A 14,084-nucleotide genomic window follows, 5' to 3' on the forward strand; every position below is an offset into this window, starting at 1 on the left:
GCCCGGTCAGGGCCGCAGGACGATCTTCCCGACCTGGGCGTTGGACTCCAGGTGCTCGTGCGCGGCGACGACCTGGTCGAGCCCGTCGAACACCCGGTCCACCTGTGGGGCGAAGTCCCCACCGCGCATCCCCGCGGCGACGAACGCGGCCGCCCGGCGCAGGCGTTCGGCATCGCGGGTCATCGCGAACAGGGTGAACGAGCGGACGACGAGGTCGGGCAGCGTCGCCGTCGGGAAGATCGTCGGTTCACCGGAGAGCCTGCCGTGGATGACGATCGTGCCGTCCGGGCGGACCGCGTCGGCCATCGTCTCGACGGCGGGTCCGGCGACGGCGTCGAACACGACGTCCAGGCCCCGCCCGCCGGTGATCTCCCGGCAGCGCGCGACCAGGTCCTCCTCCCCGGTGGCGACGACGTGTGCGGCCCCGGCGTCGAGCAGCGCCTGCGCCTTGGCGCGGCTGCGGCTGGTGGCGATCGGGACGGCGCCGATCCGGTTCGCGGTCGCGATCGCCGCCAGCCCCACGCTCGACGACGCCGCCGTGACCAGCACGTGGTCGCCCGGCTGCAGGACGCGCGGTTCGAGCAGCCCGGCGTAGGCGACGAGGAACGGCATCCAGGTCGCGGCCCCGGTCACCGCGTCCACCGGCCGCGGGACCAGGGCGCGGGCCGGGACGAGGGCATGGTCGCCGTAGACGGTGTGGTCGTTCATCGAGAACGCCGGGACGATGCTCACCGGGTCCCCCGCCGACCAGCGGTCCACGCCCGCGCCGACGGCGGCGACGGTGCCCGCAGCCTCGTAGCCCAGACCGGCCGGGAGCCGGGTCGGCTCGATGTACTCACCGCGCCGGAACATCGACTCGGCCCGGTTCAGCCCGATCGCCTCGACGGCGACGACGGCCTCCCCCGGCCCCGGCTGCGGCACCGGCTCCTCGACGACCGTCAGCACCTCGGGACCGCCGAGCTCGGTGAAGCGAACGACCCTGTTCATGGCCGCCACCCTGCCGCCCGCCGGACACGCGCCGCCCCCTCCGACCGGAGGGGTTGCGCTTCCCTGATTTCACTAGTTAACTAGTGAAAGTAGGAATCAGGCGACCCCGAGGGGGAGACACGACATGCACGCACGACGCACGATCATCGGGTTCCTGGCCGCCGCGATCGCGATGGGCGGCGCCACCGGCACCGCGCTCGCCGACCCGGTCACCATCGACCCGACACCCCTGACGGTCACGTCGGGCCACGGACCGGTGGACGTGACGGTCCTGGGCCCCCACGGGAGCGGGTACTCCTTCACGCTTCCCGCCGGAGGCCGGAGCGACATCCCGACCGAGGGCGGCGGCTACGAGCGGATCGTGGTCAGCGAGAACGGGGTGACCATCGGCGAGCGGACACTGCTCAACCCGGATCTGCGCACCTACTGCGACGTCCGGCCCGCCACCGAGGAGACGCGACTGAGCTGCGGGATCATCGCCTGAGCCACGGTCGGCGCTCCCCGGACGGAGGGGATCCGGGGAGCGCCGGCCGTCCGCCGGGCCGGGTGCCGGTGGGGGATCGGCACCCGGCCCGCATGATGTGGCACCACCGTCCGGAGAGGAGGCACCGGTGATCGAGTACCGGATCGACCGGCGCTCCGGGGTGGCTGCGTACGCACAGATCGTCCGGCAGACGCGGGAGGCGCTGCTGCTGGGCACGCTGCGGGCCGGGGACCGGCTGCCGACGGCCCGTGAGGTCGTCGAGGCCACCGCGATCAACCCGAACACCGTGCTCAAGGCCTACCGGGAGCTGGAGCGGGACGGGCTGGTCGAGGCGAAGCGCGGTGTCGGGACCTTCGTCCGCCCCGACGCCACGGCCTCGGAGCCCGCCACGAACTCGCCGCTACGGGCCGAGCTCGAGGACTGGGCGGCCCGCGCCGTCACGACCGGGCTGTCCCGGGAGGAGGCCGACGCGCTGGTGCGTGCAGCCCTCGACCGGCACTACGACCGAGGAGACGCATGACCACCGCCACGACCGATGCGGTGCGCACCTCCGGGCTCGGCCGCCGCTTCGGCGGGACCCCGGCGCTGCGCGACTGCTCGCTCACCGTCGAGCCCGGCTCCGTCGTCGCCCTGACGGGCGCCCCCGGCGCCGGGAAGTCCACGCTGCTCGGCCTGCTGGCCGGGCTCGACCTCCCGACGGAGGGCACCGCCGAGGTGCTCGGTGCACCGGTGCCCACCGGCGGGCCGCACCCGGCGGTCGGCCACCTGGCTCCGTCGAAGCCGCTGCCCGACGACTTCACCGTCGCCGAGACGCTTCGGCTGGGGGCGGCGCTCAACCCCGGCCGCTGGGACGACCGCCGGGTCGCCGACCTCACCGGGCAGCTCCCGGCGGAGCGCCGGACGGCGGCGCTCTCGAGCGGGCAACGGGCGGTGCTCGCGCTCGCGCTGGTCCTGGGCCCCGGGCCGGACCTGCTGCTGCTCGACGAACCACTGGCCGGGCTCGACCCGCTGACCCGCCGCCGGGTGCTGGCCGCGGTCACCGGGCACGTCGCCGGCACCGGGGCGACCGCGGTGCTCGCCTCGCACGAGGTCGAGGACCTGCAGGACAGCTGCGACCGGCTGCTGTTCCTCGACCGCGGGCGGGTCCTGATCGACGCCGACATCGACGACCTGCTGGCCGAGCACCGGATCCTCGACGGGCCGGCCGGGGACACCGGCTGGCCGGACGACCACACCGTCGTCGAGCAGCGGGTGCACGGTCGCGGGCAGACCGTCCTCGTCCGCGGCCGCAGCCGGCCGGAGCCGCCCGCCGGGTGGCGGGCGCACGCCCCGGGGTTGCTGGAGGTGGTCGTGGGTCATCTCCGCGCGGCCGCCGGGCGGGAGGGGTCCCGATGACGTGGGTCGTCTGGCGCACCCACCGCGGCGCGCTGCTCGTCACCGCCGGGCTGGGGGTCGCACTGTGCCTGGCGCTCGTCGTGCTGGCCGCGGTGGACGCACTCGACACCGTCGCCCGCGACCCGTTCGGGGTGATCGAGAACCCGGTGTCGGACGTCGCCGGGTACCTGGTGCTCGCGGCACCGGCCCTGGTGGGGGCGTTCCTCGGGGCTCCCCTGCTGGCCGGTGACCTGGAGCGTGGCACGCACGTGCTGCTGCTGACCCAGTCCGTGTCCCGGCGTCGCTGGGCGGGCTCGGCCCTGCTCGTCGGCGGGGGCGTCGCCGTCACGACCGTGGTCACCGCGGCCGCGGTGTACGCGGGTCTCGCCGCGACCGAACCCTGGCACGACGCGCGCACCGTCGCCGCGACCGGGCTCGTCCCGCTCGCCCGCACCCTGTCCGCGCTCACGATCGGTGTGCTGACGGGGCTGCTGCTGCGCCGGGTCCTGGCCGCGTCCGTGCTGACGCTCGCGACCGTCGTCGTGACCGAGGTGGCGATCACGGCCCTGCGTGGCCACATGGTCGCGCCCCGGCTGCGGACCGGCCCGCTCCCGCTGGGGGGTTCCTCGGGCGCCGGGGAACAACGTCTCGACTCCGGCTACACCCTGACCGGTGGTGGCCTGCGCAGCGGTGCGTCCGGCACCGGCTGCACCCAGGACGACGTCGCCTGCCTGCGGGCCGCGGGCATCGACGGGAACTACGTGCTCGTGCACCCTGCGACCGACCGCTGGCCGCTGCACTGGGCGGAGGTCGCGCTGCACCTGGTCCTGGCGGCCGGCGCCGCCGCATGGCTGTTCGCACGACTGCGCCGGCCACTGGGCCGGTGAGCCGCCTGCGGGTCAGAGCGCGCGCAGCCGGCCCGCGAGCTCACCCTCGTAGAAGCTGAAGAACTCCTCGACGTCCGGTCCGGCGCTGATCAGTGCGAGCCGGTCGTAGCCCGCGTCGGCGAAGCCCTTCACCGTCGCGACGTGGGTCTCGACGTCCGGGCCCGCCCCGAACGCGTCGGCCATGTCCTCCCTGCGGACGAAGGCCGTCGCAGCCTCGAAGTTGCGCACGTTCGGCAGCTCGGCCTGGATCTTCCAGCCGGTCGGGCCGAACCGGAACAGCCGGTGCGCGGACTCCAGCGCGGCGTCGACGGTGCCGGCGTAGGCCAGCGGGACCTCGGCCCAGCGGGAGCCGGTCCCGCCGGCCGCGGTGTAGGCGTCGATCAGGTCGGTGCGGGGCTCGGTGGCGAAGAGGCCGTCGCCCAGTTCACCGGCGATCCGCGCCGCCTTCGGCCCGCCCGCGGCGACGACGATGTCCGGCAGTGTGTCCGGCAGGTCGAACACCTGCGCGTCCTCGATGGACAGGTGGTTGCCGCGGTAGGTGCGGTAGCCGCCGGACCAGAGCAGCCGGATGATCTCCAGCGCCTCGCGGAGCATGGCGTGCCGCACCCCGACGACCGGCCACGGGTGTCCGGTGATGTGCTCGGACAGCTGCTCGCCGGAGCCGACGCCGAGGGTGAACCGGCCGTCGGACAGCAGTGCGGTCGTTGCGGCGGCCTGGGCGATGATCGCCGGGTGGTAGCGGATCGTCGGGCAGGTCACCCCGGTGGCCAGGCCGATCCGCTCGGTCCGCATCGCGATCGCGGCGAGGATCGACCAGGCGAACCCGGAGTGCCCGTGGCTCTCGAGCCACGGGTGGTAGTGGTCGGAGATCTCGACGAAGTCGAAACCGGCCTCCTCCGCCCGGACGGCCTGGCGGACCATCTCCTGCGGCGTGTGGGCCTCGGCGAAGAGCTTGAAGCCGATCTGCACGACGGGTGTCCTCTCCTCGGGGGTGGCGCCGGTGGGGTTCCCGGCATGCGTCGGATCACTCCTGCGGCAGCAGGACGATCTTCCCCGCGGTGTGCCGCTTCTCCAGCTCGGTGTAGGCCTCGCGGACCCCGTCGAGCGGGTAGCCGGCCGCGATCGCGACCTGCAGGGCCCCGTCGGCGACGAGCGCGCCGAGCGCGGCGAGGTCGTCGCGGCCCGCGGAGTCGGCGGTGCCCCGGGTGGCGGCGCCGTGGGCCTGCGCGCCCTCGAAGTCGATGATCGTGTTGATCCGCTCCGGGGCGACACCGAGCTCGCGGGCGAGCGCGACGTAGCCGCCGCCGACGAGGTCGACGACGGCGTGCACCCGGTCCGGCGTCGCGGCACGCAGGTTCGCCAGCGTCTCCTCGGGCGAGGACCCGTAGGCGACCGGGGTCACGGCCAGCTCGCGCAGCCGGTCGTGGTTGCGCTCGGAGGCGATCCCGACGACCTCCACGTCGCGCAGCGTCAGCAGCTGCACCGCGATCTGCCCCACCCCGCCCGCGGCACCGGCGACGACGACCGTCTCCCCCGGCTGCGGGTCCACCGACGCGACCGACGCGGCCGCGGCCGTCCCGGCGATGTAGAGCGCACCGGCCGTCGCGACGTCGAGACCGGCCGGGCGGCGCAGTACCTGCTCGGCGGGCACGTCGACGTGGGTGGCCTGGGAGGCGCGGTCGTCGGTCCAGCCGAAGACGTCGTCGCCGGGCTCGACGTCGGTGACGCCCTCCCCGACCGCCGCGACGACCCCGGCCCAGTCGCTGCCCTGCCCGCTGGGGAACGTGCTGGGCCAGGACTCGGCGAACACGCCTTCGCGCAGCGCGGTCTCGCCCGGGTTGATCCCGGCCGCGTGCACCTCGACCAGCACACGACCCGGACCGGGGTCGTCGAACCCGACACCGGTCACGTACAGCTCGTCGACGCCGCCGTAGCGGTCGTACCGCACGGCCCTGCCCTCACGTGTGCTCATGTCGGGCAGCGTTCCCGCTGCGCGATTGCCTGCACCGATGAGCCGGGTCACACCGGTGGGTGCAGCTCCACGGCCGCGCCGGTGACGGTCCGGCGACCGCCCTTCAGCACCCAGCGGACCGGTGCGACGGCGGCGACCGCCGTGCCCGGGTCGGGTGCGTCGAGGCAGACCAGGTCGGACGGGGCCCCCGCGACGACCCCGGTGGCGGCGGCCGGGGTGCCGAGCACCCGGGCGGCGCGCGGGCCGACCAGGTCCAGGCAGGCCGCCAGCTGCTCCGGCGACGCCTGGTGGGTCAGGTTGGCGTAGAGGTTCGCCATCCGGACCAGGGAGCCGTCGCCGTAGGGGGTGAAGGCGTTGCGGACGTTGTTCGTGGCCACCGCGGCCGCGGCGTCGCGCTCGACGAGCCGGTCCAGCACGACGACCCCGCGCGGCGCCCCGGCGCCGGTCTCCCGGCCGGTGAGGAACAGGTCCGTCGACGGCAGGGAGACCACGCCGACCCCCGTCCCGGCGCACCGGTCCAGCACCGCGGCGCGCTGCTCGGGCTCCAGGAACGACCAGGCCGTGCCGTGGCCCGCGGTGACCCGGCCGCCGAGCCCGGCCCGTTCGGTCAGGTCGCACACCGTGCCGATCAGCGCGCCCTCGGCGGTGCCGTCGAACAGGTCCAGGTGCAGGTCGACGTCGGCGTCGTGGTCCGCGGCCAGCCCGAACACGCGGTCCAGCTGGCCCGCGGGGTCGTCGTCGGCGTAGGGGGCGCCGCCCACGACCGCGCGCCGGCCCGCCGCGCGGGCCCCGCCGAGCGCCTCGTCGAGCAGCCGGGCCGTCTCCGGCGAGCCGGTCAGACCGTCCTGGGCGAACACGCAGACCTCGACGTCGACGGCCCAGGCCCAGTCCGCCGCGGCCGCCAGCACACCCTCCAGCCCGCGTCGCCCGACGGTCGGGTCGAGCTCGACGTGGGTCCGCACCCGGGTGGTGCCGTGCGCGACGCAGGACGCCAGGACGGCCCCGGCGCGGGCGGCGACGTCGTCGACGGTGAAGTCCGCCTTCATCGCCGCGGTCTCGGCCATCGCGTCGTCGACGGTGCCGCCGGACCAGGAGCAGCGGTCAGCGGTGAGCGCCTTGTCCAGGTGCAGGTGCGCGTCGACGAGGCCACCGACGACGAGCCGGTCCCCCGCGTCGGTACCGGGTGCCCCGGCGGGCGCCGGGACACCCACCGACCGGATCCTGCCGCCGGACATCACGATGTCGACGGCGCCGTCGTGGCCGGGGACGCGGGCGCGCCGCACGACGGTCATGGCACCGTCGCCGGCCGGGTCCGGGGGTCGCGGTGATGTGGAGATGGTCACCCGGTGAAGACTCTCTCCCCGGACAGGATCCCGCAGGTCGACCGATGGACAACGGCCCGGGGCCCGGTACGGTGAGCCCATCGGAAACTCGGCCGTAGGTCCCCGGACATCCGGCCCCGCACCATCCGGCGGGCGGGGTCGTGGGCGAGGCGTGCCCGAACCCGGGCGGCCGTCGTGACGTCGGCCGAGCCCGGCCGCCGGCGGCTCGGCCACACGGGCAGCTGGCCGGAGCCGCACTCCCGGGTGAGCCTGCGCGAGCACACCCCGGCGCCCGGTGTGACCGTCCTCGAGGTGATCGGTGACGTCGACCTCGCCGAGGCCGAGGCGATCCGGGCCCGGATGTCGGAGATGCTCCACCAGACGCGACCGGCGCGGGCGCTGCTGGACCTGTCCGGCGTCGGATTCCTCGGGTCGCACGGTCTGACCGCGGTGGTCCGGTCCTCCCGGGCGGCCGGTGAGGCCGGGGTCCGTCTCGACGGGGTCACCGGCCCGGGCAACCGTGCGGTGATCCGGCCGGTGCGGATGACCGGGCTGGACCAGGTCATCACCTGGTACCCGGATCTCGACACGGCCCTGGGGGCCTGAGTCTGCACCCCGACGATCTCGTCCGCCGCGCGCCGCGCCTGTTCCACACCACGCCCGCCGCGTCGTGGCCCGGGATCGCCACGCACGGGCTGCTGCCGGTCGCGGGGCTGCTCGACCTGTTCGGGGTGACCGGCGACGAGCGGGAACGGCTGCTGACCACGCGTCGCCCGCGGGCGGTGCGGCTGCACCACCCCGAGCACGGCATCGCCTGGCTGCGTGACCAGCGCCCGCTCAACCCGGCAGCCCTGGGACGGATGCTCGACCCGGGGTCCGGGTTCGGTGTGGCCGACTACCTGCGCCGGATCAACGGCTGCGCGTTCCTGTGGGCGGACCCCGCCCGCCTGCGCCGGCTGCACGCGCTGCCCCGCTACGCCGACACCGAGCACGTCGTCCTCACCGTCGACACCGCGTCCCTGGTGGCCGCGCACGGCGACCGGGTGCTCGTGACCCGGATCAACTCCGGCGCCGCGCTGTTCGCGCAGGGGCGACGCGGGCCGGACACCTTCCTGCCGGTGGGGCGGGTGCCGTCGTCGTGGCGGCCGGTGGAGGTGGCCGTGCCCGGCGGCGTCCGGGACCTGCTCGCGCACCTGGTGGACGCCCCGGCCGTACCGGAGCGCTCCGGATGAGCCGGCCGGTCGCCGTCGTGCTCGCCGACGCCTGGACCCGGCCGTCGGCCGGCGACCACACCGACGACACCGAGGCCGTCGCCGACCTGCTGCGCCGCAGCGGGCACGGGTTCGACGTCCGGACCGCGGGCCCGGCGGGCGACCGTCCGCTGCGGGAGGCACTGTCCGACCCGGACACGGTGCTGTTCGCCCACCCCGGTGCCTCCGGCGACGACGAGTCCGCGTTCCGGCGGCTGCGCGCGGACAAGGGCGCGATCCGCCGGTTCGTCCACGGGGGCGGGTGCTATCTGGGCGTCTGCATGGGAGCGTTCCTGGTGGAGCGCGGCTTCCTCAACCTCGTCGGCCTCGCCGTCGACGAGTACTGGTCCCGCCCGGGGGCCGATCCGTCCACCCCGGACCCGGCCCTGGTCACGGTCCGGTGGCGTGGAGCCGAACGGCGGATGTACCTCCAGGACGGGGGCGTGATCCGGCCGACACGCCGGGCGCTCGCGGAGACCGAGATCCTGGCCACATACGCCGACGGCACGGTGGCCGCCTGCGTCACCCGGTGCGGTGACGGCGCGGTCGGTGTCGTCGGCCCGCACCCGGAGGCCCCGCCCTCGTGGTTCCACGACCACGGTGTCGACCTCCCGGCCGACCATGATCATGACCTGGGGGTCGATCTCGTCGACACCCTGTTCCGGACGGTGCACGGGTCGACGCCGCCGCCGTGACGACAGCGGAGCCCGCGTGTGGCTACGTATTCCACCCGACCGGGGTTCACCACTTTGCGAGTGACGATCGCCACCCCGACCTGCACTTTCCGTCCCCGCGGGAAGGGGTAGGCCGGTGTCATGTCCGACGTGTCCAACCGGTCGGCCCTCACCGGTGGGGTCGACGGCGGCGACGACCGCGCCACGCAGCCGGGGCAGCCCCAGGTGATCCGCCGGGACCTGCCGTACCGCCCCTCGCCGACCCGCCGTCCGGTACCGAGCCCCCGCCCCCGCCCCGGCGCCGTGCCGCTCGACCACCGCGTGCTGGTCCCCGGGGCGACCCTGGAGGCCTCCCGGGCCCGGCCCGGCGAGCAGCTCGCCGAGGTGTTCGAGGAGGCCGTCGACCACCACCCGGACGCCGTCGCCGTCGACACCGGCGACGCCACGCTGACCTACCGCGACCTCGACGGGCGCACCAACCGTCTCGCCCGGCACCTGCGCGGGCGCGGCACCGGCCCCGGCGACGTCGTCGGGCTGCTGCTCGACGACCCGGTGGAGAGCTACACCGCCATGCTCGCGGTGCTCAAGACCGGGGCCACCTTCGTCCCGATGGACGCGGGCTTCCCCGCGGACCGCGTGGCGTTCATCCTCTCCGACTCCGCGGCCGGTCTGCTGCTGGTCACCGACAGCGCGCTGGCGAAGGTCGGCGACCCCGTGCGGGGCGACGTCGAGATCCTCTCGGTCACCGGTGCGGCGGCCGCCGACATCGCCGCCTGCTCCGACGAGCGGCTCGGGCCGGACACCCGTCGCACACCGGGCCGCGAGCACCCCGCCTACCTGATCTACACCTCCGGCTCCACCGGCCGGCCCAAGGGCGTCGTGATCGGACACCCGGCGATCTGCAACTTCGTGCGGGTCGCCGCCGACGAGTACGGCGTCCGCGCCGACGACCGCATGTACCAGGGACTGACCCTGGCCTTCGACTTCTCCGTCGAGGAGATCTGGACCTCGTTCCTGACCGGCGCCACCCTCGTCCCCAAGCCGGCCGGGGTGTCGCTGGTCGGCGAGGACCTGCACGACTTCCTGATCGAGCGCCGCGTCACCGCGATGTGCGTGGTGCCGACGCTGCTGGCCACCGTCGAGGCGGACCTCGACGACCTGCGCTTCCTGCTCGTGTCCGGCGAGGCCTGCCCGCAGGACCTCATCCGTCGCTGGTGGACCCCGCAGCGCCGCTTCCTCAACGTCTACGGCCCCACCGAGGCCACCGTCACCGCGACGATGGCGCAGGTCCACCCGGACCGTCCGGTGACTATCGGACGGCCGCTGCCGACCTACGCCGCCCTCGTCCTGGACACCACCGACCCGACCAGGGTGCTGCCGTTCGGCGAGACCGGGGAGCTGGCCGTCGCAGGGGTGGGGCTGGCCGACGGCTACCTCAACCGCGACGAGAAGACCGCCGAGGTGTTCGTCCCGGCCCCGGTCGACCTGCCGAACAACCCGTCCGGACTGATCTACCGCACCGGTGACCTCACGCGGATCAACGCCGACGGCGAGATCGAGTACCGGGGCCGCATCGACCTGCAGGTCAAGGTCCGCGGCTACCGCATCGAGCTCTCCGAGATCGAGGCCGTGCTGCAGGACCACCCCTCGGTCGCGATGGCCGTGGTGGACACGTTCGAGCCGACGCCCGGCACGAAGGAGCTCGTCGGCTACTACAGCCTGGTCCGCGGCGCGGAACCGCCGACCGACCTGCGGGCCCGCCTGCAGGACCGGCTGCCGTCCTACATGGTGCCCCCCTACCTCGAGCACCTCGAGCTCATCCCGATGACGACCAGCGACAAGGCGGACCGCAAGAACCTGCCCGCGCCGACCGGCAGCCGCGTGGCCGCGACCGGCCCGGTCGTGGGCCCGGCGACCGACGTCGAGCGCGGCCTGGTCGCCGAGCTCGCCACCGTGCTGCGGGTCGAGCCCGCCGAGATCTCGGTCGAGGCCGACTTCTTCGACGAGCTCGGCGCCACCTCGCTGCTGCTGGCCGGGTTCGCCGCCGCCGTGCGCCGTCGCGACGACCTGCCGTCGGTGTCCGCACGCGACGTCTACCGCCACCCCACCGTGCGCCGGCTCGCCGCCGCGCTCGGCGACGTCGTGCCGACCGTGGCCGCGGAGCCGGTCGAGCCGGTGCGCGCCCGCCCGGTGGCGCACACGCTGACCGGGGCCGCGCAGCTGCTGTTCCTGCTCGCCTCCGGGTTCGCCGCCGCCGCGGTGCTGGTCCTCGGCTACCGCTGGATCTCCACTGCCCCCGACGCGGTGTCGCTCACCGGCCGGGCCGCGCTGTGGACCGCGGGGGTACTCGTCGCCGTCGTGCTGCTGCCGGTGCTCGCCAAGTGGACGCTCGTCGGCCGCTTCCGCGAACGGACCGTGCCCCTGTGGGGCGCCGCCCACCTGCGGTTCTGGGTCGTCTCGACGCTGATCCGGACCAACCCGATGGCGCTGGCCGTCGGCACCCCGCTGTACACCGCCTGGCTGCGGCTGCTCGGCGCGCGGATCGGGCGCGGCAGCGCCCTGTTCGGGGCCGTCCCGGTCGCCACCGACCTCGTCCGGGTCGGCGCCCGCACGATCGTGCACCCGGAGGCGTCGCTGCAGGGCTACCGGGCCGTGCCCGGTGCGCTGGAGTTCGGCCCGGTCGGCGTCGGCGACGACTGCGTGGTCGGCGAGGCCGCCGTGCTCGACATCCGGACCTGGATGCAGGACGGGTCGCAGCTGGGCCACGCCTCGGCGCTGCGCCCCGGTGTCACCGTCCCCGCCGGCGAGGTCTGGCACGGCTCGCCCGCCGGCCCCTCCGGCTCGGACTACCGCGGGCCCGACGCCGTCGGCGCGGGGCGGCTGCGCCGGGTCGTCTACTCGGCGGTGTTCGCCGGGCTGTCCTGGGCCGTCGCGACGGCGGTGTTCGCGCTGCTCGTCGGCCTGTTCGCCCGCTTCGCCCCGCAGGTGGCCGGGCTGATCGGCCTGACCGGTGCCGACATGGGCGCACACTGGTGGTTCTTCCTGATCGGCGCGATCGCGGTGGTGGCGCTGGTCGTGGCCGCCCTGCTGGTGGGCGTGCTCGCCGTGCTGACCCTGCCGAGGCTGGCCGCCCTGTTCGTGCCGGTCGACCGCACCTTCCCGCTCTACGGCGTGCGCCACGTCGCCCAGCAGATCGTGACCGGCGTGTCGAACGCGCGGTTCCTGGTGCTGCTGCTCGGCGACAGCTCGTTCATCACCGGTTACCTGAAGGGCCTCGGTTACGACCTGGACGACTTGCGTCAGACGGGGTCGAACTTCGGCACCCAGCTCCGCCAGGAGTCGCCGCGGCACGCCCGCGTCGGCTCCGGGACGATCGTGTCCGACGGCCTGCGGATGATGAACACCGAGCTGTCGCACGACTCGTTCCGGATCCGTCCGGTGCGGCTGGGCCGGGACAACTTCGTCGGCAACGACGTGCACCTGCCCCCGGACGCCCGGATCGGCGACGACGTGCTGCTCGCGACCAAGGTCATGGTCCCGGTGGACGGGCCGGTGCGGACCGGGGTGGGCCTGCTCGGCTCACCGCCGATGGAGATCCCGCGCACCGGCGCGGGGCCGCACCCGAACCACCCGGCGACCGACGAGGAGCTGGCCCGCCGGCTGCGCTCCAAGAACCGCTACAACGCCTCGACCCTCGTCGTCACGGTGCTGCTGCGGGCCCTCGGCGTCGCGGTCGCGCTGGTCCCGCTCGGGATCTCGGTGGCGCTCTGGCCGGCGTGGGGCCTGTGGGCCCTCGGCCCGGCCGTGTTCCTCGGCCCGCTGCTGCTCATGGTGTGGTCGGCGCTGCTGGAGCGCGCGACGCTCGGCTTCCGCGGCCTGCAGCCGCGCACCGCATCCATCTACGACCGCTACTTCTGGTTCCACGAGCGGCTCTGGAAGCTCTACGTCCGGCCGGTGCTGGCCGGGACCCCGCTGCTCGTGTGGCGCAACCGCCTGGCCGGTCTGAGCGCCGGGAAGCGCGTCTTCGACGACGGCGCCGCCCTGCCGGAGAAGAGCCTGGTCTCCCTCGGCGACGACGTCGTGCTCAACTCCGGGTCGGTCCTGCAGTGCCACTCGCTGGAGGACGGCCGCTTCGAGTCCGGCCGGATCCGGGTCGGCGACGGCGTGGCCGTCGGCGTGCGGGCGTTCGTGCACTACTCCACCGACATCGGCGACGGCGCGACGCTGGCCGCCGACTCGTTCCTGATGAAGGGCGAGCAGGTGGCCCCGGGTGAGCGCTGGGGCGGGAACCCCGCCGAGCCGGAGGCGGACGACGCCCCGGTGCCCGACCACCGCGCGCCGGCGGAGCCCGCGGTCCCGGTGTCGGCCGTGCCCGTGCTGCCCCAGCCGTTCACCGAGGAGGTGTTCCTGTCGCGGGTGCAGCAGTACCTGGAGCTGCACGACGTCGCCTGGGCCACCAACGCCTCGGTCGCGGTGCTCGACACCCTGGCCCGCAGCCTCGGCGCGGACACCCGTGACGACCTGGCCCGGCACCTGCCCGCCGGGTTGCGGGCCCAGGTCCCGTCGCTGGCCGGGTACGGCCCGGGACACGGGCAGCACGCGGTCGACGACTGACTGTACGGCCGGGAAACCGGTTGTGCACTATTGACGGCACCCGCACCGCCCGGGATTGTGATCGGGTCCCGACAACGGAGTGGGAGCGTCGTCATGTCCGAACAGTCCCTGTACGACCGCCTCGGCGGCATCTACGCGATCACCGGGACGGTCGACATCCTGGTCGACCGGCTCTTCGCGAACGCCCCGGTCGATGCGAACGAAGGAGTGCACGCCCACCACGGCGACCCGGCGAACGCCCCCGGCTACACGTTCCCGGTCACGGCGTGGTCGGTGCAGGCCGCAGGCGGCCCGCGGTGCTACCCGGGCATGGACATGGTCACCGCGCACGAGACGCTGAAGATCACCGACGAACAGTTCGACGCCGTCGCGCTGGAGATCTCCGCGACGCTGAACTCCTGCGAGGTGCCCACTCCGGAGCACACCGAATTCGTGGAGATCATCGAGAGCTACCGGTCCGAGGTCGTGGAGCAGCGACCGAAGGCCGCCTGACCCGCCCGTCCCGCCGGCGCCGACGGGC

At 74.7% G+C, this 14,084-nt stretch carries 13 protein-coding genes; 9 read left to right on the forward strand and 4 right to left on the reverse strand.

All coding sequences use genetic code 11. The annotated features are described in order from the left end of the window. Nucleotides 1-6: 6 nt before the first annotated feature. Complete coding sequence (locus tag DMP15_RS01365) at nucleotides 7-987, reverse strand: zinc-dependent alcohol dehydrogenase family protein (protein WP_073575685.1); 981 nt, start codon at nucleotides 985-987, stop codon at nucleotides 7-9. A gap of 124 nt (nucleotides 988-1,111) precedes the next feature. On the opposite strand from DMP15_RS01365, the gene DMP15_RS01370 reads away from it, so the two are divergent. The 4 genes from DMP15_RS01370 to DMP15_RS01385 all read left to right on the forward strand — a co-directional run bounded on the left by DMP15_RS01370 (nucleotide 1,112) and on the right by DMP15_RS01385 (nucleotide 3,732). Continuing rightward, a complete protein-coding gene (locus tag DMP15_RS01370) occupies nucleotides 1,112-1,471 on the forward strand; it encodes a hypothetical protein (protein ID WP_073575684.1) in 360 nt (119 codons plus the stop codon). A gap of 127 nt (nucleotides 1,472-1,598) precedes the next feature. Next, nucleotides 1,599-1,991, forward strand: coding sequence for a GntR family transcriptional regulator (locus DMP15_RS01375; RefSeq protein WP_073575683.1), 393 nt, complete (start codon nucleotides 1,599-1,601; stop codon nucleotides 1,989-1,991). Further along, nucleotides 1,988-2,866: an ATP-binding cassette domain-containing protein gene (locus DMP15_RS01380; protein ID WP_073575682.1), complete on the forward strand. Its 879-nt coding sequence runs from the start codon at nucleotides 1,988-1,990 to the stop codon at nucleotides 2,864-2,866. The genes DMP15_RS01375 and DMP15_RS01380 overlap by 4 nt, the downstream gene beginning before the upstream one ends. Beyond that, nucleotides 2,863-3,732 carry a hypothetical protein gene (locus tag DMP15_RS01385; protein WP_073575681.1) on the forward strand — a complete coding sequence of 290 codons (870 nt, stop codon included), beginning with the start codon at nucleotides 2,863-2,865 and terminating at the stop codon, nucleotides 3,730-3,732. The genes DMP15_RS01380 and DMP15_RS01385 overlap by 4 nt, the downstream gene beginning before the upstream one ends. 12 nt (nucleotides 3,733-3,744) lie before the next feature. On the opposite strand, the gene DMP15_RS01390 is transcribed toward DMP15_RS01385, so the two are convergent. From DMP15_RS01390 to DMP15_RS01400, 3 genes are read right to left on the reverse strand one after another with little or no spacing between them, the layout of a single operon-like run. Further along, complete coding sequence (locus DMP15_RS01390; RefSeq protein ID WP_073575680.1) at nucleotides 3,745-4,701, reverse strand: TIGR03557 family F420-dependent LLM class oxidoreductase; 957 nt, start codon at nucleotides 4,699-4,701, stop codon at nucleotides 3,745-3,747. 55 nt (nucleotides 4,702-4,756) lie between these two features. Continuing rightward, a complete protein-coding gene (locus tag DMP15_RS01395; protein ID WP_073575679.1) occupies nucleotides 4,757-5,704 on the reverse strand; it encodes an NADP-dependent oxidoreductase in 948 nt (315 codons plus the stop codon). Nucleotides 5,705-5,751: 47 nt separating this feature from the next. Next, nucleotides 5,752-6,996: a hypothetical protein gene (locus tag DMP15_RS01400; protein ID WP_073575677.1), complete on the reverse strand. Its 1,245-nt coding sequence runs from the start codon at nucleotides 6,994-6,996 to the stop codon at nucleotides 5,752-5,754. Between the two features lie 225 nt (nucleotides 6,997-7,221). Between DMP15_RS01400 and DMP15_RS01405 the strand changes: the two genes are divergently transcribed. The 5 genes from DMP15_RS01405 to DMP15_RS01425 all read left to right on the forward strand — a co-directional run bounded on the left by DMP15_RS01405 (nucleotide 7,222) and on the right by DMP15_RS01425 (nucleotide 14,056). Beyond that, nucleotides 7,222-7,632, forward strand: coding sequence for an STAS domain-containing protein (locus DMP15_RS01405; RefSeq protein WP_083658628.1), 411 nt, complete (start codon nucleotides 7,222-7,224; stop codon nucleotides 7,630-7,632). A 38-nt stretch (nucleotides 7,633-7,670) separates the two neighbouring features. Then, the gene (locus DMP15_RS01410; protein ID WP_435827767.1) at nucleotides 7,671-8,258 is read left to right on the forward strand and encodes a DUF7002 family protein; all 588 of its coding nucleotides are present in this window, start codon (nucleotides 7,671-7,673) and stop codon (nucleotides 8,256-8,258) included. Then, on the forward strand, nucleotides 8,255-8,971 hold the full coding sequence (locus DMP15_RS01415; RefSeq protein WP_083658626.1) for a hypothetical protein: 717 nt from the start codon (nucleotides 8,255-8,257) through the stop codon (nucleotides 8,969-8,971). Before DMP15_RS01410 ends, DMP15_RS01415 begins: the two co-directional genes overlap by 4 nt. Nucleotides 8,972-9,091: 120 nt before the next feature. Further along, nucleotides 9,092-13,564, forward strand: a complete 4,473-nt coding sequence (locus DMP15_RS01420) for a Pls/PosA family non-ribosomal peptide synthetase (protein ID WP_337825368.1) — start codon at nucleotides 9,092-9,094, stop codon at nucleotides 13,562-13,564. Nucleotides 13,565-13,657: 93 nt separating this feature from the next. After that, entirely contained in the window at nucleotides 13,658-14,056 is a 399-nt protein-coding gene (locus tag DMP15_RS01425; RefSeq protein WP_337825369.1) for a group I truncated hemoglobin, read from the forward strand. Nucleotides 14,057-14,084 lie beyond the last annotated feature (28 nt).

It is taken from the genome of Pseudonocardia sp. UM4_GMWB1 (genome assembly GCF_017312155.1).
Taxonomy (GTDB): domain Bacteria; phylum Actinomycetota; class Actinomycetes; order Mycobacteriales; family Pseudonocardiaceae; genus Pseudonocardia; species Pseudonocardia alni.

Excerpts from the sequence above, each read along its gene's own strand:
- DMP15_RS01365 (WP_073575685.1), bottom strand. The coding sequence starts at position 987 with ATGAACAGGGTCGTTCGCTTCACCGAGCTCGGCGGTCCCGAGGTGCTG.
- DMP15_RS01415 (WP_083658626.1), top strand. The coding sequence starts at position 8,255 with ATGAGCCGGCCGGTCGCCGTCGTGCTCGCCGACGCCTGGACCCGGCCG.
- DMP15_RS01420 (WP_337825368.1), top strand. The coding sequence starts at position 9,092 with ATGTCCGACGTGTCCAACCGGTCGGCCCTCACCGGTGGGGTCGACGGC.
- DMP15_RS01380 (WP_073575682.1), top strand. The coding sequence starts at position 1,988 with ATGACCACCGCCACGACCGATGCGGTGCGCACCTCCGGGCTCGGCCGC.
- DMP15_RS01395 (WP_073575679.1), bottom strand. The coding sequence starts at position 5,704 with ATGAGCACACGTGAGGGCAGGGCCGTGCGGTACGACCGCTACGGCGGC.
- DMP15_RS01400 (WP_073575677.1), bottom strand. The coding sequence starts at position 6,996 with ATGACCGTCGTGCGGCGCGCCCGCGTCCCCGGCCACGACGGCGCCGTC.
- DMP15_RS01370 (WP_073575684.1), top strand. The coding sequence starts at position 1,112 with ATGCACGCACGACGCACGATCATCGGGTTCCTGGCCGCCGCGATCGCG.
- DMP15_RS01385 (WP_073575681.1), top strand. The coding sequence starts at position 2,863 with ATGACGTGGGTCGTCTGGCGCACCCACCGCGGCGCGCTGCTCGTCACC.
- DMP15_RS01425 (WP_337825369.1), top strand. The coding sequence starts at position 13,658 with ATGTCCGAACAGTCCCTGTACGACCGCCTCGGCGGCATCTACGCGATC.